Origin of the sequence: Cloacibacillus evryensis DSM 19522 (assembly GCF_000585335.1) — a bacterium.
Classification (GTDB): Bacteria; Synergistota; Synergistia; order Synergistales; family Synergistaceae; genus Cloacibacillus; species Cloacibacillus evryensis.
The window spans coordinates 1,591,876-1,617,758 of the sequence record NZ_KK073872.1 but is presented as its reverse complement, the minus strand read 5'-3'; the positions used below and the strand labels follow the sequence as shown (position 1 = coordinate 1,617,758).

Below are 25,883 nucleotides of genomic sequence, written 5' to 3'. Positions count from 1 at the left end.
TTGATAGAAGAGCTTGAGATCCACGGAATAGGCGGCATCAGGGAGGCCTCCCTCAACTTCGGGGGCGACTTCATCGTCATCACCGGCGAAAGCGGAGCCGGCAAAAGCAGCCTCGTCCGCGCGCTGGAATTCATCGCCGGCCGCCGCGCGCAGCTGAACCATATCCACACGCTTGAAGAGAGCTGCGAGGTACGGGCGGTCATGACCTCCGAACCGATACCGGGAATATCGGAGAAATGCCAGCCGCAGGAAAAAATGCTTATCGCGCGGCGCACATTCGCGAGAAGCGGCAAAGGAAAGGCCACCCTGCAGGAACAGACCGTGCCCCTTACGATACTGGCCCACGCGATGGAGACGAACATCGTCATCCAGAGCCAGTTTGCCCAGCTTGGCCTGCTGGACCCGCTGAAACAGTTGGAACTCGTCGACTCCTGCGGCGGCGAAGAGCTGAAAAGGGCGCTCGCGGAGCTTGAAAGCGCCTTCACCTCGGCGCTCTCGACGGAAAAAGAGATATTCGCCCTCAAAAAAAGACGCAAAGAGAGCGAGAGCCGCTTTGACGATGCTCCCTCCGTCATCAGGCAGATAAAGACGCTTGAGCTGACTGAGGAAAGCGAGGCCGAATGGGAAAAAGAGCTGCGCGAAATAGAAAGAAACGAGGCTTCTCAACGCTCGCTGCGCCTCATCGCGGAAAAAATGAACAACGCCGAGGGCGGCCTGCTGGATCAGTTTGAAAAAATCGCCAAAAACCTCTCCGGCTACGCCGCGGGAGAGGACAAACGCTGGCACAACGCCATAGAAAAGACCCTCAGCGGCGCGCAGGAGCTCTCGAACCTCATCGCCGAAGCCTGCCGCGGCGGGATCTCCGCGGAAGAGACGGAAGAGGCGAAAGATCGCATTGAGAAAAAACTCGGCATGCTCCGCAAGATGAAGCGCACCCTCAACATACAGAGCGCCGCGGCGCTGATCGCGTACGCGAAGGAAGCCGGGCAAGAGCTCGAATGGCTAAGCGATAGCCATAAAAAACTCGAAGAGCTCGAAAAAAGAGCACAGGCCCTGCGCCGCGAGACCTCGCGCCTCGCCATCGAAGTGCGCGCGCTCAGAAAAGAGTCGGCCAAAGAACTCGCCGCGAAAGTCAACGGGCACCTTAACGGGCTCGGCATGGAATACGCGGCATTCAACATCGAGATCGAACCGCTGGACCGCGTGCGCTCGACAGGCGCGGAAAACGCCATCTTCACCCTCGCGCTGCCCGACCAGAAACCGCTGCCCGTAGGCAAAAACGCCTCCGGCGGCGAGCTGTCGCGCATCCTTATCGCATTACAGCTCTCTGTAGGCGACGACAAACTGCCCGGGACACTAGTTTTCGACGAAGTGGAGGCGGGGCTCGGCGGCAAAACAGCGCTTCTGGCCGGCTGCAAACTGCGCCAGCTTGCCAAACGCTGCCGCACCGTGCTCATCACCCACCAGGCGACGATCGCGGCGATGGCCGACCAGCACTTCGTCGTCAAAAGAGAGGGAGAAAATACCGAAATAACGGAAGTCTCCGGCGAAGCCCGCGAACGCGAGATCGCGAGGATGCTCTCCGGCGACGAAAGCTCCTACGAGGCCCTCGAACACGCCAAAGCGCTGCTGGAAAACAGCGGCGGGGAATAGCCTGTCCGGCACTGCATCGCGGCCTTCCGTTTGATATGAAACTGCCGCCGAGCCGTCCCGTCGATTTGAGTACGCTTACCGAACGACAGCTTGACGCCGAGCTCGAAATTTGAATTGCAATCCGTTCAAAGCGCGGCTGGGCAGCTTGCTCGGCAGACAATAGTTGTAAATACCAATTAAAAAGTTAAGGGTTGGTTGGGAATACCAAAGTGACAGTCCATATTCCATATGTTATATACTAGAACAAGTAACCCAAGGCTAAAATATTAAAGTCCACGAATACGTAGTTTTTGTCTTCAATATCGTCAACAAAACATTGACCCATTGTAATTTCATACTATATAATACAAATATGAAAAACAGGGAGGTGATTTTATGTATGCGATGGACTATGCTCAGGTCGGCGCCAATATCCAGGAACAGCTAAGCTTGAAGGGAATCAAACAGCAGGAGCTGGCTGACGCTCTTTCTATATCCAAGCAGGTGATGAATAAGATTATCAAAGGGTATAAGGCGATCAACGTAAATGAATTGGCACAAATCGCTTCCGTGCTTGGCACCACGACAGACGCGCTTCTCGCCGTCAGGAAGGAAACGATTTTGCCGGAGAGTCTTAGCTTCATGGGAAATATACATGACAGCAAGACCAGAGAAAAGGTTGATCTTATTCGTTCCGCGATAGACGAAATTCATTTGCTGGAGGAACTTGTTAATGGTTAAAGAGAACAAAGCCGGAAAACTGACTGGTTTTGAAATAGCGGAACTTCAAAAAAATGCTAGGTCAAAACTTGGCGAATACAAAAAAACGTATGATATCATAGGCATACAGGTTTTCTCTATGCTAGGCCTGTGCGCCAGGATCATTTATTATCCGTTAGGCAGAGACGCGCCTTGGGGATTCACTCGTATGATCGGCTCTAAAGGAGAAGAGGTTGGCGATAAGCCATTTGTGGCTATAAATACTTCTATACCTGTCGACTGCCAGGTGTTTGCCGCCGCGCATGAGTTGTACCACATCTGGTATGGCGACAAAGCGGATATCGTCCCGGCCACGCTTTTGGATGAATCACACGAAGGGCGCAATGAGCTGAAAGCAAACCGGTTTGCGGCCGAATTTCTTGTCGATGCGGCGTTACTGCGGCAGGAAATAGAGCTTTATGGCATCTCTCCGAACAAGATAACGATTAAAGATATTTTAATTCTAGCATCACTGTTCATCGTCCCCTACCGTACAATGGTAAAACGCTTGCAGGAAATAGACGTGATAGACCAAAAAAATAAAGAACGTTTTCTTGCTGAAAGTGATGAAAATATAGCAAAGTACAGGAAACGTTACTCTGTGCCGATACCGGAAACAGATGGACGCATTGCTATGGATAATATGGTTGAATTGGCTGTCAGTGCCTATGAGGCTGAACTCATAACTTATGAGAAACTTGAATATCTGCTCAGCGTCAGCAGCTTGAAACCGGAGGATGTCGGGGTTAAGGAGCCGCCTGTTCATAAGTTCCCTTCTGACGAAGAACTGGACAGCATTATGGATGAGTGAGCCATTGGATAGGATCATCATTGACGCAGATCTATGCATTAAGCTGGGCAACAGTGAAAAATACCCGTTTCTACGGGAAGTACTGCCGCTTCTGGCCAAGGATATTTGCATACACGCGTGTGCCTATGACGAGGTCAAGATGCCGCATTGCGCCGTGGAACAGTTACTGTGGTTGGTTGAAAACGGCAAGGTTAAAGTTGTTCCCTGGCGTATGCAAAAGCAACCGGCATTACGATATTTGCTACCGACGAGAGAAACTTACAGCCAATAATTAGTTCCAGGTTGAATATAGGGATAAACGATATCCACTGTCTGAGAATTATTGACATAATCGGGATGGCATATAATGGTGACATCGACATTCAACGAAAGACAGCAAAGGCTCTATGGATAATCGCCGGAAAAAAGAAAGAAGATTTTGATAAATCTGTCTGGCCTTTAGAATAAGAAAAACAATGACATGCATAAAATTTGATGTACTGTACAAAAAGTACGGTGTATTCTGTAGGCGACAGATCAACTGTACGTATTCAAAACCTTAGGGTTGCGCCAAAAATAAATGTGCGTGTAACTCACAAAAATCAGGACGGCAAAACCTCCCGCAACGCCCCTTATAACGTTGGTAGCTCACAAATTATTTATAATACATAGATAATTTATATATAAAATGTAAAATTGTGATTCCGAAGCAGAATAAATGTATTATAATGTAGCTCATAAGCTGGATGCGCCCCACTAAAAAAGATATCGCCGGCTGCGTATAAAACAGATGAAGGCCGGTCGTTGTTTTTGTTTGCCTTTTTGGTGGAGCTTCGTGCTTTGCGCGATGCCCGGCGACAGCTTAACGATCATTGCACAGTCAACGCTTCCTTAAAAAATTCTCTCGCGCCGGCGGTTTGCCCAGGCATTCCCCACGTGGAGGAGAGGGTAATTTGAAGATAGAACCGACGAAGGCGCCGCTTAAAAACATTGTATTGCGAATCGCCTGCCTGTTGTTTTTAGCGTTCGCGGCCCCGGGCACAGGCGACGCCGCCACGCTGAAAGTAGCTTTCTACGAGTTGGATGGGTTCTTTGAACGCGGCCACGAAGGCGCGGAGAGCGGATACGGCGTTGAACTTTTGGAAAGGATCAGCGAGTACAGCGGGATACGCTTCGAGTACGTGCCGGCCTCCAGCTGGGAGCGGACGAAAGAGATGCTGCTCTCCGGCGAAGCCGACATCCGTATGCCCGGTACGCTGCCGACCTCTCCGAACAGCAGGCTCGGCTACACCGGCGAAAGCGTTCTCAACACTTATCACGCGCTGATGTCGCTGAAATCGCGCGGCGACCTCTATTATAAAGACTACGGACACTTTTCCGCGCTCAAGATAGCGATATCGGGCAGCCTTTACAACAATACGGCCATACATAAGTATTTGGACGGCATCGGCGTCACGGGAAAAAATCTCGTATTTTACGACGAATACCTGCGCTGCCGCGAGGCGCTTGACAGCGGGGAGGCGGACGCGCTCATCTCCAACATCATGGATATGGACGGCGACATGAAGGTGCTCGCGCGCTTTAACTCCGTCTCCAACCACATTTCCATGAGGGCCGGGGACCCTAATCTTAAGAAACTGGACGCGGCGCTCAACGAGATCAAGATGGACGACCCCTCGTTTCTGCCGCTGCTCTATCAGAAATACTATCCGGAGCGCACGGTGACGCCGTTCACGCGCGAAGAGGCCGAATTTGTACTTAATTCGGGGACGATAACTATCGGCCAGCTCCCGGGCAGAAAGACTTTCGCGTACCGCGACGAGGCGACCGGCAAGACCTCCGGCATTTTCATCGACCTCTGTGAGCTGATCGCAAAAAAGAGCGGGCTCAGATTTAAATACGATTTTCTGCCCGCTGGTATGCGCGAGGCGGACTGGTTCGACAAAACGGGAGGCCAGGCGATCGCAGGCGTGATGTATTCACGCGCAAACAATCTGTCGCCGGGGTTGGCGCGGAGCGACGCCGCCTTGATAACCTCGCTCGCGACAGTGGGCCGTAAAAACTGGAGTTTCAATACCGGGCAGGTACAGAGGATCGCGGTCCCCTTTGGGAACGTAAGCGGCAACGTCGCCTTGCAGTATCTGTACCCCAACGCGAAAATCATGACTTACGGCACAAACGAGACCTGTCTCGAGGCCATCCGGTCGGGGCGGGCGGACATCATACTGCAAAATGTCTATATCGCCGGAGAGGCGCTGCAAAGCCCGCGGTTCGACCGGCTGCAAATATTCCCCGTCTTCCAGATAAACGAAGAGATGAGGTTTATAACGCCGGGAGACAAAGAGACGCTGCTGCTGTCGGTGCTCAACAAAACGATCGCCTCGCTCACCGCCGACGAACTCAACAAAGTGATCGTGGCAAACACCATCTCTAAGCCATACCGGATAACCTGGCTCGACACATATTACAAATTCCGCGCGCCGATCATGCTAATCGGCGCGCTGCTGCTTATCGCCTTCGGCCTTTTTATTTTCATCCTCGTCATCCGCCACAAAAATATGAAACGGCTGCAGGCCAAGAACGTTCAGCTCGCCGAAGCCTACGAGCAGGCAAGAGTGGCCTCTAACGCCAAAAGCGACTTCCTCGCGCGCATGTCGCACGAGATACGCACGCCGATGAACGCCATCATCGGCCTCACCACGCTGGCGGCGGATCACGCCGACGACCCGCGGGAGGTCAGGGAGGATCTGAATAAGGTGGCGATCTCCTCGCGCGTGCTGCTCTCGATCATCAACGACATCCTCGACATGTCGGCGATCGAATCGGGGAAGCTCAAGATCGCCCACGCCCCCTTTGACTTCAAGCAGCTTATATCTTCGCTCACCACCGTATATTACGCCCAGTGCAAGGCGAAGGGCATCGGCTTTCAGACGAAGCTCTCCGGCTCCGTGGACGAATGGCTCGTCGGCGACCAGCTGCGCGTCAACCAGATTTTGATGAATCTGCTCTCCAACGCAGTGAAGTTCACCGACAGCGGGGAAGTGCGGCTTTCGGTCGAACAGTGGGGCGAGCGGCGGCAGGGCAAGACATTCCTCTGCTTCACGGTCTCCGACAGCGGCTGCGGCATGGACCGGGGAATGATCGAGCGGCTGGGGAGGCCGTTTGAACAGGAGAGCGCCGATACCGCGCGGCGGCACGGCGGCAGCGGATTGGGCATTTCGATCGTAAAAAACCTTGTCGGCATGACGGGGGGCGCTCTCGACGTCAAAAGCGTAAAGGGCGAAGGCACGACATTTACGGTCAGCCTGCCGTTCGATAGCTGCAATAAAAACGAAAAACTGCCCTATATGGATTTTAAAAAGCTGCGCGTCCTCGCGGTGGATGATGAAAAAGACGCCCTCTGCTACGTCTCGGCCGTGCTGGAACGCATCGGCGCGCGCCACACGAGCGTCTCCACCGGCGAGGAGGCGATGGAAGCGATGGCGGCGGCGGACTCCGAAAACGATCCCTACAACGTCTGCATCGTGGATTGGAAGATGCCGGGCATGAACGGCATAGAGGTAACTAAGCGCATACGCGCGCGCTACGACCGGAAGACCGTGGTGATAATCGCCTCCGCCTACGACCATTCCGAGGTGGACGAGCCGGCGCGAGAGGCCGGGACTGACCGTTTCGTCACCAAACCGCTCTTCCAGTCCACGCTCTTCGACCTGCTGATGACGCTCTCCGGCGGCGAATTCGCAAAGAGTGATCCCGCCGCGGCCGCCTTCGACTTCACGGGACGCCGCGTGCTGATGGCGGAGGACAACGGGATGAACCGCATCGTCGGCGAAGGGCTGCTGAAAAAGGCGAACATCCTCTGCGAGACAGCCGTCAACGGCCACGAGGCCTTTGAGATGTTCACCGCTTCGGCGCCGGGCTTCTACGACGCGATACTGATGGACATCCAGATGCCGGTGATGGACGGCTACGAAGCGACAAGAGCCATCCGCGCGTCGGCGCACCCCGAGGCACAAACCATCCCCATCCTCGCAATGACGGCGGACGCCTTTACTGAAGACGTCGCCGCGGCGCTGCAATGCGGCATGGACGACCATATAGCGAAACCTATCGAACTCGACGTTCTTCTCTCCGCCCTTGAAAGGGCATTTACAAAGAAGGAAGGAAAAATTTATGAATATAAATAGACTGCAACAGGCCGGGATTGATTATAAAGGCGGCCTCGCCCGCTTTCTCGGTGATCAGGAACTGTATGAGATGGTGCTTATGGCGTTCCTTACCGACGACAATCTGGAAAAGGCGCGGCTGGCGCTCGGCCGCGGAGACCGCGAGGCGCTCTTCTCCTGCGCCCACGAGCTCAAGGGGTCGAGCGGCAATTCGAATATGACCGGCCTCTACGCCGCCTCCTGCGAGCTTGTCTCGCTGCTGCGCGGCGGCGCTGATATCGGCGGCGCGGAAACAGCCGCCGGATTTGCACGCTTCGAAAAAGCGTACACCGCCGCGCGGGAGGGCATTAAGGAAGCGTCGGAGGCATAGCGATGGCGAGGGACGAGAAATATACGATATTGGTAGCAGACGATTCGTTTACGAACAGGGCGCTGCTCACAAAGATATTCTCGGGCGAATTTTACGTCGAACAGGCGGAGAACGGCGCGCGTGCCCTCGAGATACTGCGGCGGCGTCCGGACATGGCCGCGGTGGTCCTCGATATCCAAATGCCGGTGCTTGACGGTTTCGGCGTGCTGGAGGCCATGCGCGCCGATGAATCTTTAAGAAACATCCCCGTCGTGGTCGCCACCGCCAACGACGAGGAAGAGAGCCAGCTCAAGGCGTTGGACCGCGGCGCGCTCGACGTGCTGATCAAGCCGCTCAACCCGCAGGTAGCGCTGCACCGTGTCCGCAACATCGTCCTCCGGCGCGAGGCCGACCGCGCGGCGGCGCGCAGCGTGATGCTGGAACAGCTGCTGCGCCAATCGGAGATAGACGAAAAAACAGGCATCTACAACAAACAGGCTTTCTGCCGCAAGGCGTCGGAGATGATCCGGGCCCATCCTGAAGAAAAATATCTCATCCTGCGCTGGGACATCGACCGCTTCAAGGTCTTCAACGATATTTTCGGCGTCGCCGCGGGCGACGAGTATCTCGCAAAGGTCGGCGAGGCTTACCGCGCCGCGGACGAGAAAACGCTCTACGGACATTGGGAGGCCGACCACTTCGTAGCCTGTATGAAAGCAGAGGACTACGACTGCGCGGGTGTGGAGGATAAACTTGCTAAATTCATCTCCGGGCTGCATACGGACTTCAAATTTGTCTCGCGTATCGGCGTCTATGCGGTGGACGACCCGGAGCTCGACGTTTCGCTGATGTGCGACCGGGCGCTGCTGGCGCTGAAGTCGACAAAAGACGATTATTCGCGCCGCACGGCCTTCTACAACGAATCGATGCGCGCCTCGCTGATCGAGGAGCAGGAGATCGTGGGAGAAATGGACCGCGCGCTGGAAAAAAGGCAGTTCGTCGTCTACCTGCAGCCGCAGTACAACTACGCGTCAAAGACCCTGCACGGAGCCGAAGCACTCGTTCGCTGGCTGCACCCGATGAAGGGGCTGATCGCCCCCGGAAAATTCATTCCTGTCTTTGAGAGAAACGGCTTTGTCAGCAAGGTGGACGAATATGTCTGGGAAGAGGTCTGCCGCCTTCAGCGCGGCTGGCTCGACGCGGGGCTGCCCGTCGTCCCCATATCGGTCAACGTCTCGCGGCGCGACATTTACAACCCGCACCTCTGCAAAACGATAAGCGGGCTGGTCCGGAAATACCGGCTGCCGCACTCTCTGCTGCGGCTGGAAATAACCGAATCGTCCTATATGGAAAACCCGGAACAGCTCATCAAGACGGTAGAGAAGCTGCGTTCCGAGGGCTTCGCCGTGGAGATGGACGATTTCGGAAGCGGCTATTCATCGCTGAACACGCTCCGGTAAGTGCCGGTCGACATGCTCAAGCTGGATATGAAGTTTCTCGAAAGCGGCATGGAAGATTCGCGCGGCGGCAGCATCCTCACCTCCGTCATCCGCATGGCGCACTGGATAAAGCTGCCGGTGATCGCCGAAGGAGTGGAGACGAAAGCTCAGGCCGACTACCTGGGAAGCGTAGGCTGTATTTATATGCAGGGTTACTTCTATGCGAAGCCGATGCCGGCGGAGGCTTTTGAATCCATCCTGCGCGAGGAGGAAACAGCCCCCGTTCCAGCTAAGGAGCGGAATTTCGACGACGTGCAGGGCGCGGAAAACTTCCTCTCGTCCTCCACGCAGGCGACGCTGCTCTTCAACAGCTTCGTCGGCGGAGCGGCCATCGTCGAATACGACGGGGAAAACGTTGAAGCGCTGCGCCTCAACGAAAAATATTTCGAGGTCATCGGCACCACGCGCGAGGAATACCAGGGCAAACAACTGCGGCTGCAGGACCGCTTCGAACCGGAGAGCAGAAGACGCTTTATGTCCGCGATCAGAAAGGCTATCGAGACGGGCGAAGAGAGCAACTGTGAGCTGTGTTCGCTGCCCCTCTCAAAAAATGGCGCGAGATACTGGACCAGGACGCGCATGAGGCTGCTCGCGAGAAACATCAGCCGGTACATACTCTACTGTTCGGTCGAAAATATTACGGAAAATATGACGCTGCTCTCGCGCAACACGCGGTTGAAAGAACAGTTGTCCGCCATCATCGACAGCGTTCCCGGCGGCATCTTCGACTATCAGGCGCACGGACACGAGATCCGCACCGTTTATTTCAACGACACCGCCGCCGCCATGTTCGGCTACGGCAGGGAAGAGTATCAGCGTCTCTTCGCGGAAGAGCCGCTGTCCGTGATCCACCCGGACGATTATGGCAAAGTGATCGCCAAGGCCTACAGACTGCTGGACGGCAGGCTGCCGACGCTGGAGGCCGCTTTCCGGCACATCTGCGCCGACGGGAGCTGGCGCTGGGTGCGGCTGACGGCGCGCATCGTCAACGAGAGCCATAACGTGATCTATGCCAGCGGCATCCTCATGGATATCGACGCCCAGGTCAAAAGCGAGCAGGTGGCCGCGAGGCAGGCGTCCGAGCTGGAAAACCAACGGACCACGCTGCAGACGCTCTATGACACCATTCCGTGCGGCATCATGCAGTTCAAGGCGGGCGACATCACAAAAGGCTCCTTGGGCCTGATCAGCTTCAACGACACGGCCTGGAAGATATTCGGCTACCCCGACAGGGAGGCCTATGTCGAGGCTGTGCGCGGGAACAACAAGCTGAAAGACGTCCATCCCGACGACATAGCCTCTGTCAGCTCCTGCATCGCGAAGGTATGCGCGGCGGGCGGCGACGGGCGAGCCGACTGCGATCACCGCATCATCCGCACCGACGGCAGCGTCCGCTGGCTGCAGGCGCTTTTTCAGAGGGTACGGGGAGCGGACGGGGAAGACCGCGTACAGGTGGTCTTTTCGGACATCACAGAGCACAAGCATGAAAGCCTGCTGCGGGTGAACAGCGCGCTCTTCAGCGTTTATGACGAAATTTTTGAGCTCAACACCGAACAGAAGACAAGCTTCCTGCGCTATTCAAAATACGGCGAAAGCGGCGGCGAGGGCAAGGTATTCACTTTCGACCGTTACCTCGCCGAGCTTTGCGGCCGGCTCGCGAATAAAGAGGACGGCGCTAAGGTCCGCGCCTTCTACTCGGCGCTCGGTGGCGGCTCCGGCGAGCCTTCGGCGCTGGAGTACCGCGTCGCCGGGCCCGGCGGGGAGACGCGCTGGATATCGTCGACGCTGCTGCGCGCCGACGGTCCCACCTATCTGGTCTGCAGACGCGACATTACGGAGATAAAAAACGCCCGGCGTCTGGCTGGCGAGAATGAAATGCTGCAGATGCTCGTCAACGAGCGGCGCAAGGAGGACGAACGCAACCGCCTCTTCATCAACAGCACCGGCGTCCATGTCTACGACTACGACCCGGCCGCAGACAGAATGAAGATACAGCGCGGAGACGCAGATGCCGGCGTCGTGGAGGAGACCTGCGAGAACTACCTCGCCACGATGATGGACAATCCAACCGTCAGCGCGGCGGACCGCCCGCGGCTGCGCGCTTTCTTCAACGAGGCGCTGGCGGCGCCGGTGCGTCACGCGATAGAATACGCCGGAGACAGGTTTGGGAACGGCTTCGTCACCTGCCGCGCGCAGGCCGCCTCGATCGCCGATGAATCAGGCAAGATCTACCGCATTATCGGACAGGTCAGCGAGGTCCATGAAGACAACAAAGGGGCTCTCTCGGAGAAACTCATAGCCCTTACGGGCTTTGATTATGAAAAGCTCTCATATCACCGCCCGCTCGTCGACGGCATAATGCGGACGCTGGACGGCGCTCCCGATACGGGCGCCGCCGTGCGGGCCGTGCTTGCCGCGGCGGGCAGGCAGTTCAACGTCAGCCGCGCCTACGTCTTTGAGGAAGACGGCGACTGCGAGCACTGTTCCAACACCTTTGAATGGTGCGGCGAGGGCGTGACGCCGGAAAAAGACAACCGGCAGAATTGCCGCTATCCTGACGGAATGCGGGAAAAATATCTCGAATATTTCAACGGCGGCGACATATTCTCATGCCCCGACACCTCCGAGCTCGCAGGCCGCGCGCGCGGAATCTTCGCGCCGCGGGGAGTTAAAGCCCTCCTCCAGTGCGCCGTCATCGAGGCCGGCGTATTTCACGGTTTCGTGGGTTTCGATGAGTGCGGCGGGACGAGGAACTGGACGGAAGCGCAAAAGAACACGCTGCGGGTCATATCTCACATTATCAGCTCATTCATCCTTTCAAGCCGCGGCAAATACGTGATGGAACTGCCCGGAAATATACTGCGCGCCATGAACGACAGTCCGGCCTATATTTACATCATAGACCCGGATACCTGCTGTGTGCTCTACTGCAACGACGCCGTCAAAGCCGAGACCGGAGCCGCGAAAGCCGGGGACATCTGCTACAAGGCTTTCTCCAACAGGGAGACCCTGTGCGAGGCCTGCCCCCTCCTGGAACTCGGCAAAACCGGCATGCCGATGCCGACCATGACATCCAGGTACGGCAAGCACTATATAATGCAGGCCTCTCCCTTCGCCTGGCACGGACGTAAAGCCGTGATCATTACCGGTACGGACGCGGACTGCTTCGCCGTCGACCCGAACGAAAGCCGCCGTTCCGAATACAGGCGCAGCCTGCGGCGCTATGCCGACACATTGGCCTGCGTCTACGACGAGATACTCGAATTCGACTTTACCGACGATCTGTTCACGCTGCTCCAGACAAAGTTCCCGCGTTCGATCTCGGACGGCGGGGCCTCCGAGCTGCGGGATACCATAGACAAGTGGGCGGAACGCTATGTGCATAAAGACGACCGCGAGGCTCTTGCCAAATTTACGGATATAAAATACATCCGCAGGACGTTCTCTGAGGGACGCGCGCCTACGCTCACATACCGCCTCACACTGCCGGACGGCTCGCTCTATTATCTCCAGTGCACGCTGCTGCAACTCGACGCGGGGCGCTACCTCTGCTGTACGAAAAACGTCACGGAGCAGAAAAGGGCGGAGCGGCTGAAAGACGAGATGCTGATGCTCCAGTCCCAGGCCGAAGCGCAGGACCGTTACCGTATCGTCGTCGAACAGACCGGAACGGCCGTCTTTGAAATGAACTACAAGACCGGCGACTTCTCCTGTTCGGAGGCCTATCACAAGTACGCGGGCAGCCTCTACAGCTATCGGGAGATGCTCTCCAACACCGGCGACCGTCAGCTCGTTCATGAAGAAGACCAGAAGCTGCTGGAAAAATTCTTCGCCGACACCGAGAGCGGCGCGCCCTACGCGGAGAGCGTCCTGCGCGTCCGGATGACGGACGGAAGTTTCCGCTGGACGAAGATGGCCGGCACGTTCATCAAAGACGAAAGCGGAAGGCCGCTGCGCGTCATCGGCACCTTTACGGACGTTGACGACGAGGTGCGCGCGAAAGCGGCCCTCAACGAAATTTCCGACCGGCTGCGGCAGATAATCGCCAACATACCCGCCGGCGTCGCGATCTATGAGATAAGGGAGAAAAACGTATACCCGATCTACACCAGCGACAGGACTTGCGAAATGTTCGGCTTCACGAGAAATGAATGCAACCTCCGCATCGCCAACAGCGAGCCGATCGGGTTCATGCCCGACTTGGACGCCCTGCCCCGGGGCAGCGTCGAAAAAATGCTCTCCGGACAGCCGCTAGTCATCAGGAGGGAACGCGCCCACAGAAAAGACGGCGGCGAGTTCTGGCTTCGCGCCACATACAGCATGAACAAAAAGGAGGACGGCACGACCCTATGCTACGCCATACTCGCGGACGTCAGCGCCGAGGTCGAGAACGAACAGAAATACATGCTGCAGGCGGAAATGTACAAGATACTCAGCGAATCGGCCGACATGATAACCTTCGACTACGCGCCGCAGGAGGACGTGATGCGCATAGTTATGATAAACCCCGCCGGCGGAAGCTCGGAAGAGGTCGTCGAACGTTACATGAAAAAGGTCCTCACCAACGACCACATTCAGGAGGACACAAGAGACAGCTTCCTTGATACGCTGAAGCTGGCCTCTTCGGCGCCGACGCGCGGCACATTTGACTTCCAGTGGGATTATTACGGGAACGGCATGCGCTGGTACCGCGCGAAATACGTGAGCCTCGCCGACGACGAGGGAGCGGTCTACCGCGTCGTCGGACGCCTCGACGATATCAGCGACATCAAGCGGGCGGAGAGAGGCTCTTTGTCAGAGAGGAAAAACGGCTCCGCCGGGCCTGCGCCGGAGGAGGGGCAAAGATGAAAAAAAACCTGCGGCGCGCGGCGGAAGCGATGCTTGCCGCCGCCGTCATCCTTCTCCTTCCCCTGATCTGCTGCGCGGCGGCTCCTAAGACCGAGGCTCCGCTGACTGTCCGCATCGGCGTCTTTGAGAGCAACGGCTTTATCGCCCTCAGCGACGGCGGTGAGATGACGGGCTACGGGGCGAGGTTCATGGAACGGCTCGCTAAGTACGCTAACGTCAGGTATGAATATGTCCGCCTCTCATGGGGCGAGTGCATGGAGGGACTGCTCTCGGGGCGCATCGACATCGTTACGGACGCGCGCCGCTCGGCGGAGAGGGAAAAACTATATGATTTCTCCGTGCAGAACATCGGCCAGATACAGGCGGCGGTCTTCGTGCCCCAGGAGATGAAAGATATCTATTTCGACGATTACGGCGTTATGAAAAAACTGCGCGTCGGCTTTGAATACGACTCGCAGAACAGGCTGCTTTACGAACAATACGCGGCCAAACACGGCTTTAAGGCGGATACGAGGGAATATCCTTCGGCCTCCGACCTGCGCGCGGCGCTGAAAAGGGGCGAGATCGACGCCTTCGGCGGCGACACGCACCTATATACCGGCGACCTCAAAGTCATATCCATCTACAACACCGACCCGAATTACATCATGGCGAAAAAAGGCTCGGAGGTCATGAAGAGGCTGGACTTCGCCATTGAAGAGATGTTCTCCCGCGACCCGGAGATGATCGCCGAGCAATACGGCTATCTCGCCAACAGACAGCTCTACGGCAACATGCTGCTCACCCGCAGGGAGGCCGAATACATCAGAAAAGCCCCCAGGCTGCGCGTCGCCGTCTTCACCAACCGCAAGCCGCTCTCATGGTATGACGAAAAGACGGGCAGCTTCAACGGAGTGGCGATCAAGATGATGGACCGGCTCTCCGAAGTCACCGGCCTGCGTTTTGAATACGTGCCGGCGCGGGCCGGAGAATCTCCCCGGGCAATGCTTGAAGACGGCGGCGCTGACCTGTCGGTACCGGCGGTAGGGGAGAAATATTACGACGTCCCGATACGCGTCACCGACCCGCTCTACACGGTAACGGCGGCGATGGCGGTCACAGATAGCGGCAGGAGGATCGACGACAAGGACTTTACCGCCGCCGTGACCAAAGCCAACTACGGGATCAGAAAGGTGATGCCCTCTTATTTCAAAGGCATGAAATTCAAGCTCTGCGATACGTCCGAAGAATGTATCGGCGCTCTGAAGGCCGGTAAGGCCGACGCCTACGCCGCCACCATGTACGAGCTGGAATATTGGCTGAAAAGCCCGCGAAACGAGGGGCTGCACGTATCCTATTCCTTAAGCTGTCCGATCGAGCACGGCATCGCCATGCGGCCCGACGCCCCGGACGAACTGTACAACGTGCTCAATAACGGCATGGCCCTGATATCGCGCGCGGAGACCGACCGCATCGTGCGCGTCTACGGCTCATTTCTGCAATACGACGCCACCCTGCCAGACCGGCTCTATGAAAACCGTTGGCTGCTGGCCGCCGTCACGGCCTTTTTCATCATCCTTCTGAGCGGCTGGCTCTGGTATTTAAGGCTGCAAAAGCTGGCGATCACGCGGATAGCGCTCAAAGAGGAGGAAGCCAGGCGTGCCGCCGAAGAGGCGCGGCACGCGAACGCCGCAAAATCCGAATTCCTCTCGCGCATGAGCCACGATATGCGCACGCCGATGAACGCCATACTGGGGCTCGTCGAGCTCGCGAAGGAGATGGAGATGTCGGCCGCCGCCAGAGAGACGATGGCTAAAATAACGGGCGCGGGAGAATTCCTCCTGGGGCTCATCAACGACACGCTGGACATGAGCCGGATAGAGGCCGGCAAGCTCACGCTCAACGAACGGCCCGTCGATTCGCGCGCGGCGACGGAAGAGACGCTCGCGCTCATACGGGCCTACGCGAGAGAAAGAAACGTCGCCTGCCTCGTCAGGACCAAAAACATGGATCACGGCTTCGTCAGGATGGACAAGCTGCGGGTCCAGCAGATCCTCATGAACATCATGTCCAACGCCGTCAAATTCTCCCATGAGGGCGGCACCGTGGAGTTGGATATAGAATGCCGCGAACTTAGCGGCGGCAGGGCCTGTGATAAATTTGTCATAACCGACCACGGCGTGGGGATGAGCAGGGAATTTCTGCCCCAAATATTTGAGCCGTTCGAGCAGGAGAAGGACCTCACCACGATGGACTTCGGCGGCAGCGGGGTAGGCATGGCCATCACCAAAAGACTTGTGGAGCTCATGGGCGGCACGATAGAGGTGCGGAGCGTCAAAGGCGCGGGAACGACGGTCACCGTCTGCCTGGCCTTTGAGAGATGCGCCGGAGAGCCGGCGAGAGAGGCGGCGCGCCAGGCACAAAGGGAGATCCCCGCAGGCACGCGGCTCCTCCTCTGCGAGGACAACCATATGAACACCATCGTCGCCAGGGGCTTCCTGCAAAAGATGAACTGCGTCGTGGACTGCGCGGAGAACGGCAAAGAGGGCGTTGAAAAATTTATGGCCTCCGCCCCCGGATATTACGGCGCGATCTTCATGGACATCAGAATGCCGGTGATGGACGGGATCGAGGCGGCAAAGGCGATCCGCGCCATGGAGAGGCCCGACGCGAAGACCATCCCCATCGTCGCCCTAACCGCCAACGCCTTTGAAGACGATAAGCGGGAATGCTTTGAGGCCGGCATGAACGCGCACGTCGCCAAACCGATCGACTTCGAGAAATTATTCGAAACGCTGAGCTCGCTGCTGGGCCGGTGACATAAGAGGCAGGATGGATGCGGCAGACCATGCGGAGGAAGATGCGGATATGTGACGATTTTCAAAAGGGACGGCGCCTGTTCCGGCCGGCGCCTAACGCCAAATGCGGCGCGCCGGACAGCGGGACCGGCGAAGAATCGTCAAATACGCTGTACCAGGCGGCATTGGAACAGCTCAAGACGCTGATGGACAACATTCCCGGGGGGATCGGGATATATGAGAGTTCGCCCGAAGGGATACGCGATCTTTATATCAGCGGCGGCGTCCAGGCGCTTACCGGATACGCGGAGGAGGAACGCATGGAGGTCTGCGGCGCGGACGGCCCGCGCACCCTCGTCTTTGAGGAAGACAGACACATCCTGCGGGAGCGGGTGGCCGCGATGGCGCGTGACGGCGAACCGATAAACTGCTCGTACCGCATCCACACCAAAAGCGGCGGCTTTAAATGGGTCAACCTGAGAGGGTCAGTATCAGATCGATACGCCGACAGGGTCATCTTCAACGCCGTCATTCTGGACGTCACCGAGCAAAAGGAGGCGGAGGAGAAGCTGCGGCTCAGCGAGGAACTGTACCGCCTGGCGCTTGAACACGCGGGCTGCGTCATCATGCGCTACGACATAGCCGACAGGTCGCTGAACATGACGCCGGAGATCGCGGCCATGTTCGCCGCCGGATCGGAGAAGGTGACGGACGTGCCATGTTCGCCGGTGCGGCGGGGGCTGGTCTCCCGGGAAAGCGTGGCGGCCTTCACCGGCTTTCATGAGGACATCGTGTGCGGACACGAAAACGGGGCCGCCTCCTTTCAGGTGATGACCGCGAAGGGCTGGCGCTGGCTTAGTGCCTGTTTTACCACCGTATTTTCCGAGACGGGAGCTCCCGCGCACGCCGTGATATCCTTCACCGACATCACAGATCAGCGGATGAAAGAGGCCTGCGCCGTTGAGAACGAACAGGCTTTGCTGCGGAAGGCCGAAAGAGACGGCAAAACCGGCCTTTACAATAAAATAACGACCGAAGCGCTGATAACCGGGCGGCTTTCGGAAACACAGGGAATCCCCTGCGCGCTGCTGGTCGCCGACCTTGACGGGCTCAAGCGGATAAACGACACGCTGGGGCACCCCGAGGGCGACAGGGCGATCATGCAGATGGCGGAAAAACTGAAAGCCCAGTTCCGGCGGACGGACATCGCTGGCCGCATCGGAGGCGACGAATTCATGGTCTTTCTCGACGGGGTGGGGACGAAAGCCCAGCTCGGCACGATGATGGAGTCGCTCTTCAGCAGGCTGGCGGCAGTCAGGATCGGCAAAGACAACGACACTCCGCTTTCCGTAAGCATCGGTATCGCCGTGGGCAGGACCGGGACAAGCACATTCGACGAACTCTACCGCCAAGCGGACAAAGCGCTCTACCGCGCCAAACGCGGCGGCAAAAACAACGCCGTCTTCTATTCGTCAAGAATGGAAGATTAGCGGCGCATCCGCGCCCTTGACACGGCCGCCTTTTATCTCTATACTTGTCAGGTTTTAGAATACGCTTGGTGTGGGCTTAAAAATGTCGTTTGACTGCCTGACACGCAGCGGAGGAGGGAATTTATAGTATGTACGCAGTGATCGAACAGGGTGGAAAGCAGTACAGAGTTGCCGCGGGCGACAAATTCAGGTTGGAGAAGATCCACGCCGAAGACGGTACGCAGGTAGAATTTGACAAGGTCATCATCCTCGGCAAAGACGAGGGCGCGGTGATCGGCGCTCCTTATGTTGAAGGGGCTACGGTAACGGCGAAGATTCTCGAAAGCGGCAAGGATGACAAAGTCATCGTTTTCAAGTACCGCAGAAAGAAGAACTATCGCAAATTCCGCGGACACCGCCAGCAGTACACGCTCGTTCAGATAGAAGCGATCAACGGTTAGTTTTACGCAAGGGGGATATTGAGTTATGGCACATAAAAAAGGACAAGGAAGCTCAACCAACGGCCGCGACAGTCAGCCTAAATACCTTGGCATCAAGCGCGGAGACGGTTCATTTGTAAACGCGGGAACGATCATCGTCCGTCAGAGGGGCACCAAGTTCCATCCCGGACAGCACACCGGCCTTGGCCGCGATTTCACGATCTTTGCGCTGGTACCCGGCAAGGTCCGCTTCCAGACGAAGGCAAACCGCAAGTACGTCACGATCGAGCCGGAAACACTTTAGCTGAATCCAGAAATCACTGATTATACGGCAGTTTCAACAGATATAATCAGCGGCATCAGAATTTTTCGGGGGCCCTCATAGAGCAGGCCCCCTTTTGTAATCTTTTAGGAATGAGGTGAAACTATGAAATTTGTCGATTCACTGCGAATGTCCATCAAAGCCGGACGCGGCGGGAACGGCTGCATGAGCTTCCTGCGCGAGCGCTTCAAGCCCAACGGCGGCCCCGACGGCGGCAACGGCGGGCGCGGAGGCAGCGTCATTTTCGAGGCGACCAACAACCTGCAGACACTCGCGGACCTTGAATATATGCACCATGTAAGAGGCGAAAACGGCGGACACGGCAAAGGCGCCGCCAGAAACGGCCCCGCCGGCGAGGATAAAGTTATCTACGTGCCCTGCGGAACGGTGATTTACGACACGGAGACGGGGGAGGGATATGCCGACCTCGTCGAGCCGCACGATCGTTTCGTCGCGGCGCGCGGCGGACGCGGAGGACGCGGCAACCGCTATTTCGCCAGCTCGGCGCGCAAAGCGCCGCGTTTCTGCGAGCAGGGCAGCCCTGGAGAAGAGGTGATGCTGCGCCTCGAACTGCGGCTCATCGCCGACGTAGGGCTCGTGGGACTGCCGAATGTCGGCAAGTCGAGCATCCTGGCCGCCATCTCCAACGCGCAGCCAAAGATCGCCAACTATCCCTTCACGACGCTCTCTCCCAATCTCGGCGTGCTGAACACCGGCGACGAGCGGATCGTCATCGCCGACATTCCGGGACTCATCGAAGGAGCCCATCTTAACAAAGGGCTGGGGCTCGAGTTCCTGCGCCATGTGGACAGAACTAGACTTCTCGTTCATGTTTTGAGCCTCGAAAGCGGTGATTATGATACAATAATCCAGGATTTTGAGGTCGTTCGCCAGGAGATGGAGAAATACGATCCCGAGCTGGAAAAGCGTCCATATTTTGTCGTGGCTAATAAGCTTGACGAAGTGGACGAGGAAACGGCAAAGGAGCTGGCGGAGAGGCTGACCGTCTATTTTGGCGGGAAAAATATCCGTATGATCGCGGCAAGCGCTTTGACGGAGGAGGGCATCCCCGAACTCGTCAAAGAGATAATCAAGTTCGTGAAGGACCACCCGCGTCCCGAGAGCAACGTGAGGCTGTACGCGCTGGAGGAAAGGGTGCAGGAAAAAACGCCGCTCCGCAAGCGCAACAGGATCCAGATCATCACGCTGCATGGCGGGGGCTACCGGGTGATGCACCGCCAGTTGGAAACAGCCGTCGAGCGTTATGATTTCAGCCAGGAAGAGAACGTGGCACGCTTCACGAGGCTGCTGCGGAAGTTTAAGGTAGAGGAGCTTCTCGAAGCGGCGGGCGCTCAGCCGGGCGACTCGGTAAGCATCGGGTATAAGGATTTCGACTTCTATCCCGACTATTACCCGGAAGACCTTCCTGAAGAGGACGAACCCGAAGAGCTCTTGGAGAGCGGCGACGCGGAGCTCATGGAAGAGGAAGAGCATTCCGCGGAAGCTGACGGCGAAACCGCCGGCGAAGAAGAAGCCTTCGACGAAGACAAAGATCAATAACAAATAGGAGCATTGATATGACCGAGGAAAACCGCAGAATAGGCATCATGGGGGGAACCTTTGACCCGATTCACAATGGCCACCTTCTGGCCGCGGACGAGGCTCACGCGGCCTTTGGCCTTTCCGAGGTCATATTCGTTCCCACGGGGCAGCCGCCGCACAAGACAAACCAGCGGGTCACCTCGGCGGAGGACCGCTACATGATGACAGAGTTTGCCACTGTGGGCTGCCCATATTTTAAGGTTTCGCGCGTGGAGATCGACAGAGAGGGAAGCAGCTACACGATAGACACGCTGAGAAGGCTGCGCGCGATACCGGAATACGAGGGAGTACAGTTCTACTTTATAACTGGACTGGACGCCGTCCTGGATATAGTATCCTGGAAGAATCCCGAAGAGATAATGGAAATGTGCAAATTCGTCGCGGTCAGCCGCTACGGTTACACACACAAAAGGATGGAAGAGCTGCCGATCGAGCTGCGCAGCAGGATCATTCCCCTTGAGATACCGCTTCTGGCAATATCGAGCACCGAACTGCGCGAACGCATCAGAAACAACCGCAGCATCCGCTTTATGGTTCCATCCGCGGTGGAACAATTCATAAGAAAAAAATCCCTGTATAAAGACTAGACGGAGGAAACACTTTTGAAACGTTCAAGAACTATCATTCTGATAATAATCTGCGGATTGATCGCCATTTTAGGCGGCGCCGGCCTGCGGCTTTACTTTGCGTGGCACACCTCCCAGGACGATATCCGCAAGGCGTTCGAGAATGAGAGCCAGAAAAAAGAAAACGAGAGCTATTCGGCGCTCCTGAAGGAGCAGGGCAGATTCAATATCCTCCTGATGGGGGAGGATGACGTCGAGGGATCGCGCCGCTCCGATACTGTACTCTTCATCACCATCGACATCGACGACAAAAACATGCGCGTGATATCGCTGCCGCGCGACACGCGCGTCCAGATCCCGCACCACGGCACGCAGAAACTGAACCACGCCTTTGCTTACGGCGGCCCAGACCTGCTGAAGGCGACGGTCGAAAACTACCTTGGACAGCCGATACTTTACTATGTCGTGATCGACTATGACAGTTTCCCGGAGTTTGTCGACATGGTCGGCGGGGTAGAGATAGACGTGCAAAAGAGGATGCGCTACGTTGACAGGGCCGGCGGACTTGACATCAATATCCAGCCCGGTCGGCAGCTGCTCAACGGAGAAACTGCCCTGAAATATGTCCGTTTCAGGAAAGACGCCCTTGGCGACATCGGGCGCATACAGCGCCAGCAGCAGTTCATCAAATCGCTCGTCAAAAAAGCCTACGACCCGCGCGTCCTGATCAAGTTCCCCGAGCTCGCGGCACAGGCGATGAAAATATTCAAAACGGACATGTCGCCGACCCTTGCCGTACAGCTTGCCGGCTTTGTACAGAACGAACTCGGCCGTGAGAGGATGTTCTTTTCCATGCTGCCGGGAGAGCCGGCTATGATCGACCGCCTGAGCTACTGGATGGGAGACGTCAAGGCGGCGAACGCCTTCCTCAACGCTCCCGTCGAGGCGCTGGTCTCAGGCGACGTCACGGAGGGCAACGGCAGAAACGCGAAGCAGGTTCCTTTCTCGACCGCCGGCGACGACATCGCGGCCTCTAAAGACGGCGGCGGCCAGCCGGCGGAAGCCGCGCAGAACGGAGCCCCCGCCGCAAAAAAGGACGAGATGACCAAAGAAGAGCTCTTGACCTTGATAAAGTCGATGCCGGAATCGGTCGCCGTCCTTAACGGAACAGGCAAGGCCGGCGTAAGCTCCGAGATATCGACGCGCCTGCAGCAGTTGGGCGTCGACGTGATCCATTCGGGCAACGCAAAGCATTTCGACTATCAGCACTGCAACATCGTCTATCCGACCAACGCGAGCGAAAAGGTCAAGACGACGGCGCAGCGGCTGGGGACGCTGCTCAATATCCCCAAAAACCTCGTGCGTCCCAGCCAGCAGGCCTTTTACGCCTCAATAATTGCGGGACATGACTATAAGAAACTAATAACATTATTGGATAATATGCTGAAGATCAGCAATCAGTAAATGAAAAGGAGTGATTTGTCGATGACGGAAAAAAACGAAGACTTCTGCGCGCCGTACATGCCCCTGGTAGAGGCGCTGCTTGACAAGCACGCGTCCGAGGTCAGCGTACACGACCTGAGCGAGATTTCCGGTTTCGCCGACGTATTTATCGTCGCGATCGCCCGCTCGGAGCTCAACGCCAGAACGCTGAAAGACACAGTCGGCGACGTGCTCGACGACATGGGCATAAAATACCGCGTCGAGGGCGAAAACAGCTCCCGGTGGACGCTGGTGGACGCGGGAGATCTTATCGTGAACATACTTAGCCGCGAAGGACGCGACTTTTACAGGCTCGATTCGCTCTGGGGCGACGCGCCGACAAAGAAATTTGCCGACAAGGACGACTGACAGCCATGCCGTGTATCTTCTGTAAATTAAAGGATTACGTCCTTGAAAACGAGCTCGCTTACGCGGTATTCGACGTTATGCCGGTAAACGAGGGGCATATGCTGATAATCCCCAAAAGGCACGTGCAAAGCTACTTTGACATCACCCCCGAAGAAGAGTCGGCGATGCACGAGCTGCTTCACAGAGGTAAAAAACTACTCGATGAAAAATACCATCCGGACGGATACAACTTCGGCGTGAACTGCAACGAATGCGCCGGACAGTCGGTGATGCACGTCCACATGCACCTGATACCGCGCTATAAGGGCGATACGGAATCGCCGCTCGGCGGCGTCCGCGGAGTCATCCCCGAAAAGATGGCCTACGTTAAGAAATAATATCGCAAAGACACAAAACAGTTACCTCGTCTGGCGGGCCCTCCCGCCAGATTTTTTATACTTTCGGCTGGCGCCGCACATAAGGAAGCGCATATTCACGCACCATACGCAGGATGGGGAAGCGCTTTTATAATAATGTCCTATAATTTATCTTATGTTACATTAAGCCCCTCTCAAATCATATGAGAGGGGCTTAATCCTGATTATATGCCGTTTTTTCGAGAGCGCTCGCTGGAGGTTTTTGTCTTATATCTTTGCGTTTATGTTACGCTGCCTCCGCTATCGGCGTGATCGTTTTACAGCGCGTTCTTTACTATTTGGATGAAGCTTTCCGGCTTCAGCGAGGCTCCGCCGACAAGCACGCCGTCGATATCAGGCTGCGCGATGATGCATTTGGTATTTTCAGGTTTTACGCTGCCGCCGTACAGGACGATAAGCTCTTCGGCCGTCTTGTGACAATAACTTTCCGCGGCCAGCCCGCGGATAAATTTGCAGATCTCTTCCGCGTCGGCGTCGCTCGCGGTCTTGCCCGTGCCGATCGCCCAGACCGGTTCATAGGCGATGATCACCTTTTCGGCGACGGTTTTACCCTCCATGCCCTTAAGGCCCTCAACGAACTGCCTCTTGATGACCTCAAAGGCCTTTCCGGCCTCGCGCTCCTCAAGCGTCTCGCCAACGCAAAGGACGGCGATCAGTCCGCCTTCCACGGCGGCGTGCACCTTTTTATTGAGCTCTTCGTCGATCTCGCGGAATATGTGACGCCTCTCGCTGTGGCCGATCAGGACGTGCGTCGCGCCGATCTCCGTGATCATCGGCACGGAGATCTCGCCTGTGAAGGCGCCGCTCTTTTCCCAATGGGTGTTCTGCGCGCCTATTATCACCGGCATCTCTTTGGCGCCGCATACCGCCGTGAGAAGCGATACGGCGGGAACGAAGAAGGCGATCTCTTCCGTGCCGTCCGCCGCGGCCTTCTGTACCTCGGGAGCACTCTTTATCTCCGCCTCAAACTTGTTAAGAAATTCACTTGTAGCTTTCGGTCCGTTGAACATCTTCCAGTTGCCCGCGATAAATTTTCTGCGCATACCAGATACATTCCCTTCTATAATCAATGATCGAGTTTCTGTCTTATTTCAAGATTTTAAATGCTCAGGGCAGTTTTGTTGTCAATATTACCGGATATCGTTCTCACAGCTTATATGTTAAAGGGCGGATATTCTCCGCCCTTCAGATCATCAGCTTTATTTTTTAGTTTAAGACGTATGGCTCTATGCCGGGCAGGCTTTTTCCCTCAAAGAATTCTAGGCTGGCTCCCCCGCCGGTCGAGACATGCGAGACTTTGTCCTCCATCTTAAAGAGCGCTATCGCGGCGGCAGAGTCTCCGCCGCCGACAACGGTCAGCGCGCCGTTCGCGGTGGCCTCGGCAAGCGCTTTGGCAACGGCCTCCGTGCCTTTCGCGAAGGCTGGCATCTCGAATACGCCCATCGGTCCGTTCCATAGCACGGTCTTGGCCGCCTTGATCTCTTTCGCAAAGAGTCCGGCGGTCGCTGGGCCGATATCGAGTCCCATCTGACCGGCTGGCATGGCGTCGGCGGCGACCGTCGAAGCAGGCGAATCAGCCTTAAACTCCGGCGCAACGACGACATCCTCGGGGAGAATTATCCTCACGCCGAGCTTGGCTGCTTCGTCAAGCATCTTGGCCGCGAAGTCGAGCTTCTCCGCCTCGCAAAGCGACTTGCCGATCTCTTTGCCCTGCGCCTTGAGGAAGGTGAAGGCCATACCGCCGCCGATGAGGATCGTATCGACCTTTTGGAGCATGTTCTCCACCACCGCTATCTTGTCGGATACCTTTGCGCCGCCGAGGATGAGGACGAAGGGCTTCTTCGGCTCGTCGCGCGCCGCCGAGAGCATCGTTATTTCGCGGTCAATGAGCTTGCCGGAATAGGAGGGCAATATCTCCGCCGCCGCTCTCGTTGAGGCGTGCGCGCGATGGGAGGCGCTGAAGGCGTCCATCACGAATACATCAAAATCCTTCGTGAGCCGCCCGGCGAATTCCATGTCGTTCTTCTCCTCTTCAGGATAGAAGCGCACGTTCTCCAGCAGCAGCACCTCGCCCTCTTTCCATGAAGCTACGGCCTCGTCAACCTTTTCACCCACGCAGTCTGGGACAAACCGCACGGGCCATCCCGTGAGCTTCGCAAGCTCTTCGCATACGGGTTCAAGGGTATATTTAAGGTTGACCGTCCCCTTCGGCCTGCCGAGATGTGAGATCAGGGCGACCTTCGCTCCGGCGTCACGCAGAGCCGTAAGCGTGGGGATATGGGCCTTGATGCGAGTGTCGTCGCTGACCCGTCCGTCGGCGAGGGGCACGTTGAAGTCCACCCTCACCAGAACCTTTTTACCCGAAACGTCCGATGGTGAAAAGGTCTTCAGGCGCAT

The 25,883-nt window shown here is 56.8% G+C and carries 18 protein-coding genes and 1 pseudogene; 17 read left to right on the top strand and 2 right to left on the bottom strand.

Annotated elements, in window-relative coordinates:
• The 17 genes and pseudogenes from CLOEV_RS07115 (at position 1) to CLOEV_RS07040 (ending at position 23,447) form a co-directional block, all read left to right on the top strand.
• Positions 1-1,653, top strand: a complete 1,653-nt coding sequence (locus tag CLOEV_RS07115; protein WP_008711638.1) for an AAA family ATPase — start codon at positions 1-3, stop codon at positions 1,651-1,653.
• Positions 1,654-2,028: 375 nt separating this feature from the next.
• Positions 2,029-2,373 carry a helix-turn-helix domain-containing protein gene (locus CLOEV_RS07110; RefSeq protein WP_008711635.1) on the top strand — a complete coding sequence of 115 codons (345 nt, stop codon included), beginning with the start codon at positions 2,029-2,031 and terminating at the stop codon, positions 2,371-2,373.
• The gene (locus tag CLOEV_RS07105; protein ID WP_034442774.1) at positions 2,366-3,202 is read left to right on the top strand and encodes an ImmA/IrrE family metallo-endopeptidase; all 837 of its coding nucleotides are present in this window, start codon (positions 2,366-2,368) and stop codon (positions 3,200-3,202) included. Before CLOEV_RS07110 ends, CLOEV_RS07105 begins: the two co-directional genes overlap by 8 nt.
• A gap of 4 nt (positions 3,203-3,206) precedes the next feature.
• Positions 3,207-3,473 carry a hypothetical protein gene (locus CLOEV_RS07100; protein WP_156938376.1) on the top strand — a complete coding sequence of 89 codons (267 nt, stop codon included), beginning with the start codon at positions 3,207-3,209 and terminating at the stop codon, positions 3,471-3,473.
• Between the two features lie 661 nt (positions 3,474-4,134).
• A complete protein-coding gene (locus CLOEV_RS15940) occupies positions 4,135-7,368 on the top strand; it encodes a response regulator (RefSeq protein ID WP_051484949.1) in 3,234 nt (1,077 codons plus the stop codon).
• Positions 7,355-7,717, top strand: coding sequence for an Hpt domain-containing protein (locus CLOEV_RS07090; RefSeq protein WP_051484948.1), 363 nt, complete (start codon positions 7,355-7,357; stop codon positions 7,715-7,717). The genes CLOEV_RS15940 and CLOEV_RS07090 overlap by 14 nt, the downstream gene beginning before the upstream one ends.
• Before the next feature lie 2 nt (positions 7,718-7,719).
• Positions 7,720-9,354 (top strand): annotated as a pseudogene (locus CLOEV_RS07085) (putative bifunctional diguanylate cyclase/phosphodiesterase); the annotation flags it as partial.
• Positions 9,340-14,043, top strand: a complete 4,704-nt coding sequence (locus CLOEV_RS15935; protein WP_342667591.1) for a PAS domain-containing protein — start codon at positions 9,340-9,342, stop codon at positions 14,041-14,043. The pseudogene CLOEV_RS07085 and the gene CLOEV_RS15935, both read left to right, overlap by 15 nt.
• Positions 14,040-16,841 (top strand): ATP-binding protein, encoded by a 2,802-nt coding sequence (locus CLOEV_RS07080; RefSeq protein WP_034442768.1) that lies wholly within the window; start codon positions 14,040-14,042, stop codon positions 16,839-16,841. Before CLOEV_RS15935 ends, CLOEV_RS07080 begins: the two co-directional genes overlap by 4 nt.
• Positions 16,842-16,858: 17 nt before the next feature.
• Complete coding sequence (locus tag CLOEV_RS15930) at positions 16,859-18,310, top strand: sensor domain-containing diguanylate cyclase (RefSeq protein WP_051484945.1); 1,452 nt, start codon at positions 16,859-16,861, stop codon at positions 18,308-18,310.
• A 128-nt stretch (positions 18,311-18,438) separates the two neighbouring features.
• Positions 18,439-18,750, top strand: coding sequence for a 50S ribosomal protein L21 (gene rplU / locus CLOEV_RS07070; RefSeq protein WP_008711623.1), 312 nt, complete (start codon positions 18,439-18,441; stop codon positions 18,748-18,750).
• Between the two features lie 25 nt (positions 18,751-18,775).
• A complete protein-coding gene (gene rpmA, locus CLOEV_RS07065; RefSeq protein WP_008711622.1) occupies positions 18,776-19,033 on the top strand; it encodes a 50S ribosomal protein L27 in 258 nt (85 codons plus the stop codon).
• A gap of 123 nt (positions 19,034-19,156) precedes the next feature.
• Positions 19,157-20,611 (top strand): GTPase ObgE, encoded by a 1,455-nt coding sequence (gene obgE / locus CLOEV_RS07060; RefSeq protein WP_034442764.1) that lies wholly within the window; start codon positions 19,157-19,159, stop codon positions 20,609-20,611.
• 17 nt (positions 20,612-20,628) lie between these two features.
• The gene (nadD, locus tag CLOEV_RS07055; RefSeq protein WP_008711619.1) at positions 20,629-21,240 is read left to right on the top strand and encodes a nicotinate-nucleotide adenylyltransferase; all 612 of its coding nucleotides are present in this window, start codon (positions 20,629-20,631) and stop codon (positions 21,238-21,240) included.
• A 15-nt stretch (positions 21,241-21,255) separates the two neighbouring features.
• Complete coding sequence (locus CLOEV_RS07050) at positions 21,256-22,683, top strand: LCP family protein (RefSeq protein WP_051484944.1); 1,428 nt, start codon at positions 21,256-21,258, stop codon at positions 22,681-22,683.
• A 21-nt stretch (positions 22,684-22,704) separates the two neighbouring features.
• Positions 22,705-23,070, top strand: a complete 366-nt coding sequence (gene rsfS, locus CLOEV_RS07045; protein WP_051484943.1) for a ribosome silencing factor — start codon at positions 22,705-22,707, stop codon at positions 23,068-23,070.
• Between the two features lie 5 nt (positions 23,071-23,075).
• Positions 23,076-23,447, top strand: coding sequence for an HIT family protein (locus tag CLOEV_RS07040; protein ID WP_034442758.1), 372 nt, complete (start codon positions 23,076-23,078; stop codon positions 23,445-23,447).
• A 296-nt stretch (positions 23,448-23,743) separates the two neighbouring features.
• Here CLOEV_RS07040 and tpiA read toward each other — a convergent pair whose 3' ends face one another.
• Positions 23,744-24,529 carry a triose-phosphate isomerase gene (gene tpiA / locus CLOEV_RS07035; RefSeq protein ID WP_008711611.1) on the bottom strand — a complete coding sequence of 262 codons (786 nt, stop codon included), beginning with the start codon at positions 24,527-24,529 and terminating at the stop codon, positions 23,744-23,746.
• 163 nt (positions 24,530-24,692) lie between these two features.
• Entirely contained in the window at positions 24,693-25,883 is a 1,191-nt protein-coding gene (locus CLOEV_RS07030; RefSeq protein ID WP_034442755.1) for a phosphoglycerate kinase, read from the bottom strand.

Excerpts from the sequence above, each read along its gene's own strand:
- CLOEV_RS07110 (WP_008711635.1), top strand. The coding sequence starts at position 2,029 with ATGTATGCGATGGACTATGCTCAGGTCGGCGCCAATATCCAGGAACAG.
- CLOEV_RS07105 (WP_034442774.1), top strand. The coding sequence starts at position 2,366 with ATGGTTAAAGAGAACAAAGCCGGAAAACTGACTGGTTTTGAAATAGCG.
- CLOEV_RS07090 (WP_051484948.1), top strand. The coding sequence starts at position 7,355 with ATGAATATAAATAGACTGCAACAGGCCGGGATTGATTATAAAGGCGGC.
- CLOEV_RS15935 (WP_342667591.1), top strand. The coding sequence starts at position 9,340 with ATGCAGGGTTACTTCTATGCGAAGCCGATGCCGGCGGAGGCTTTTGAA.
- CLOEV_RS07080 (WP_034442768.1), top strand. The coding sequence starts at position 14,040 with ATGAAAAAAAACCTGCGGCGCGCGGCGGAAGCGATGCTTGCCGCCGCC.
- CLOEV_RS15930 (WP_051484945.1), top strand. The coding sequence starts at position 16,859 with ATGCGGCAGACCATGCGGAGGAAGATGCGGATATGTGACGATTTTCAA.
- rplU (WP_008711623.1), top strand. The coding sequence starts at position 18,439 with ATGTACGCAGTGATCGAACAGGGTGGAAAGCAGTACAGAGTTGCCGCG.
- rpmA (WP_008711622.1), top strand. The coding sequence starts at position 18,776 with ATGGCACATAAAAAAGGACAAGGAAGCTCAACCAACGGCCGCGACAGT.
- obgE (WP_034442764.1), top strand. The coding sequence starts at position 19,157 with ATGAAATTTGTCGATTCACTGCGAATGTCCATCAAAGCCGGACGCGGC.
- nadD (WP_008711619.1), top strand. The coding sequence starts at position 20,629 with ATGACCGAGGAAAACCGCAGAATAGGCATCATGGGGGGAACCTTTGAC.
- rsfS (WP_051484943.1), top strand. The coding sequence starts at position 22,705 with ATGACGGAAAAAAACGAAGACTTCTGCGCGCCGTACATGCCCCTGGTA.
- CLOEV_RS07040 (WP_034442758.1), top strand. The coding sequence starts at position 23,076 with ATGCCGTGTATCTTCTGTAAATTAAAGGATTACGTCCTTGAAAACGAG.
- tpiA (WP_008711611.1), bottom strand. The coding sequence starts at position 24,529 with ATGCGCAGAAAATTTATCGCGGGCAACTGGAAGATGTTCAACGGACCG.
- CLOEV_RS07030 (WP_034442755.1), bottom strand. The coding sequence starts at position 25,883 with ATGCGCCTGAAGACCTTTTCACCATCGGACGTTTCGGGTAAAAAGGTT.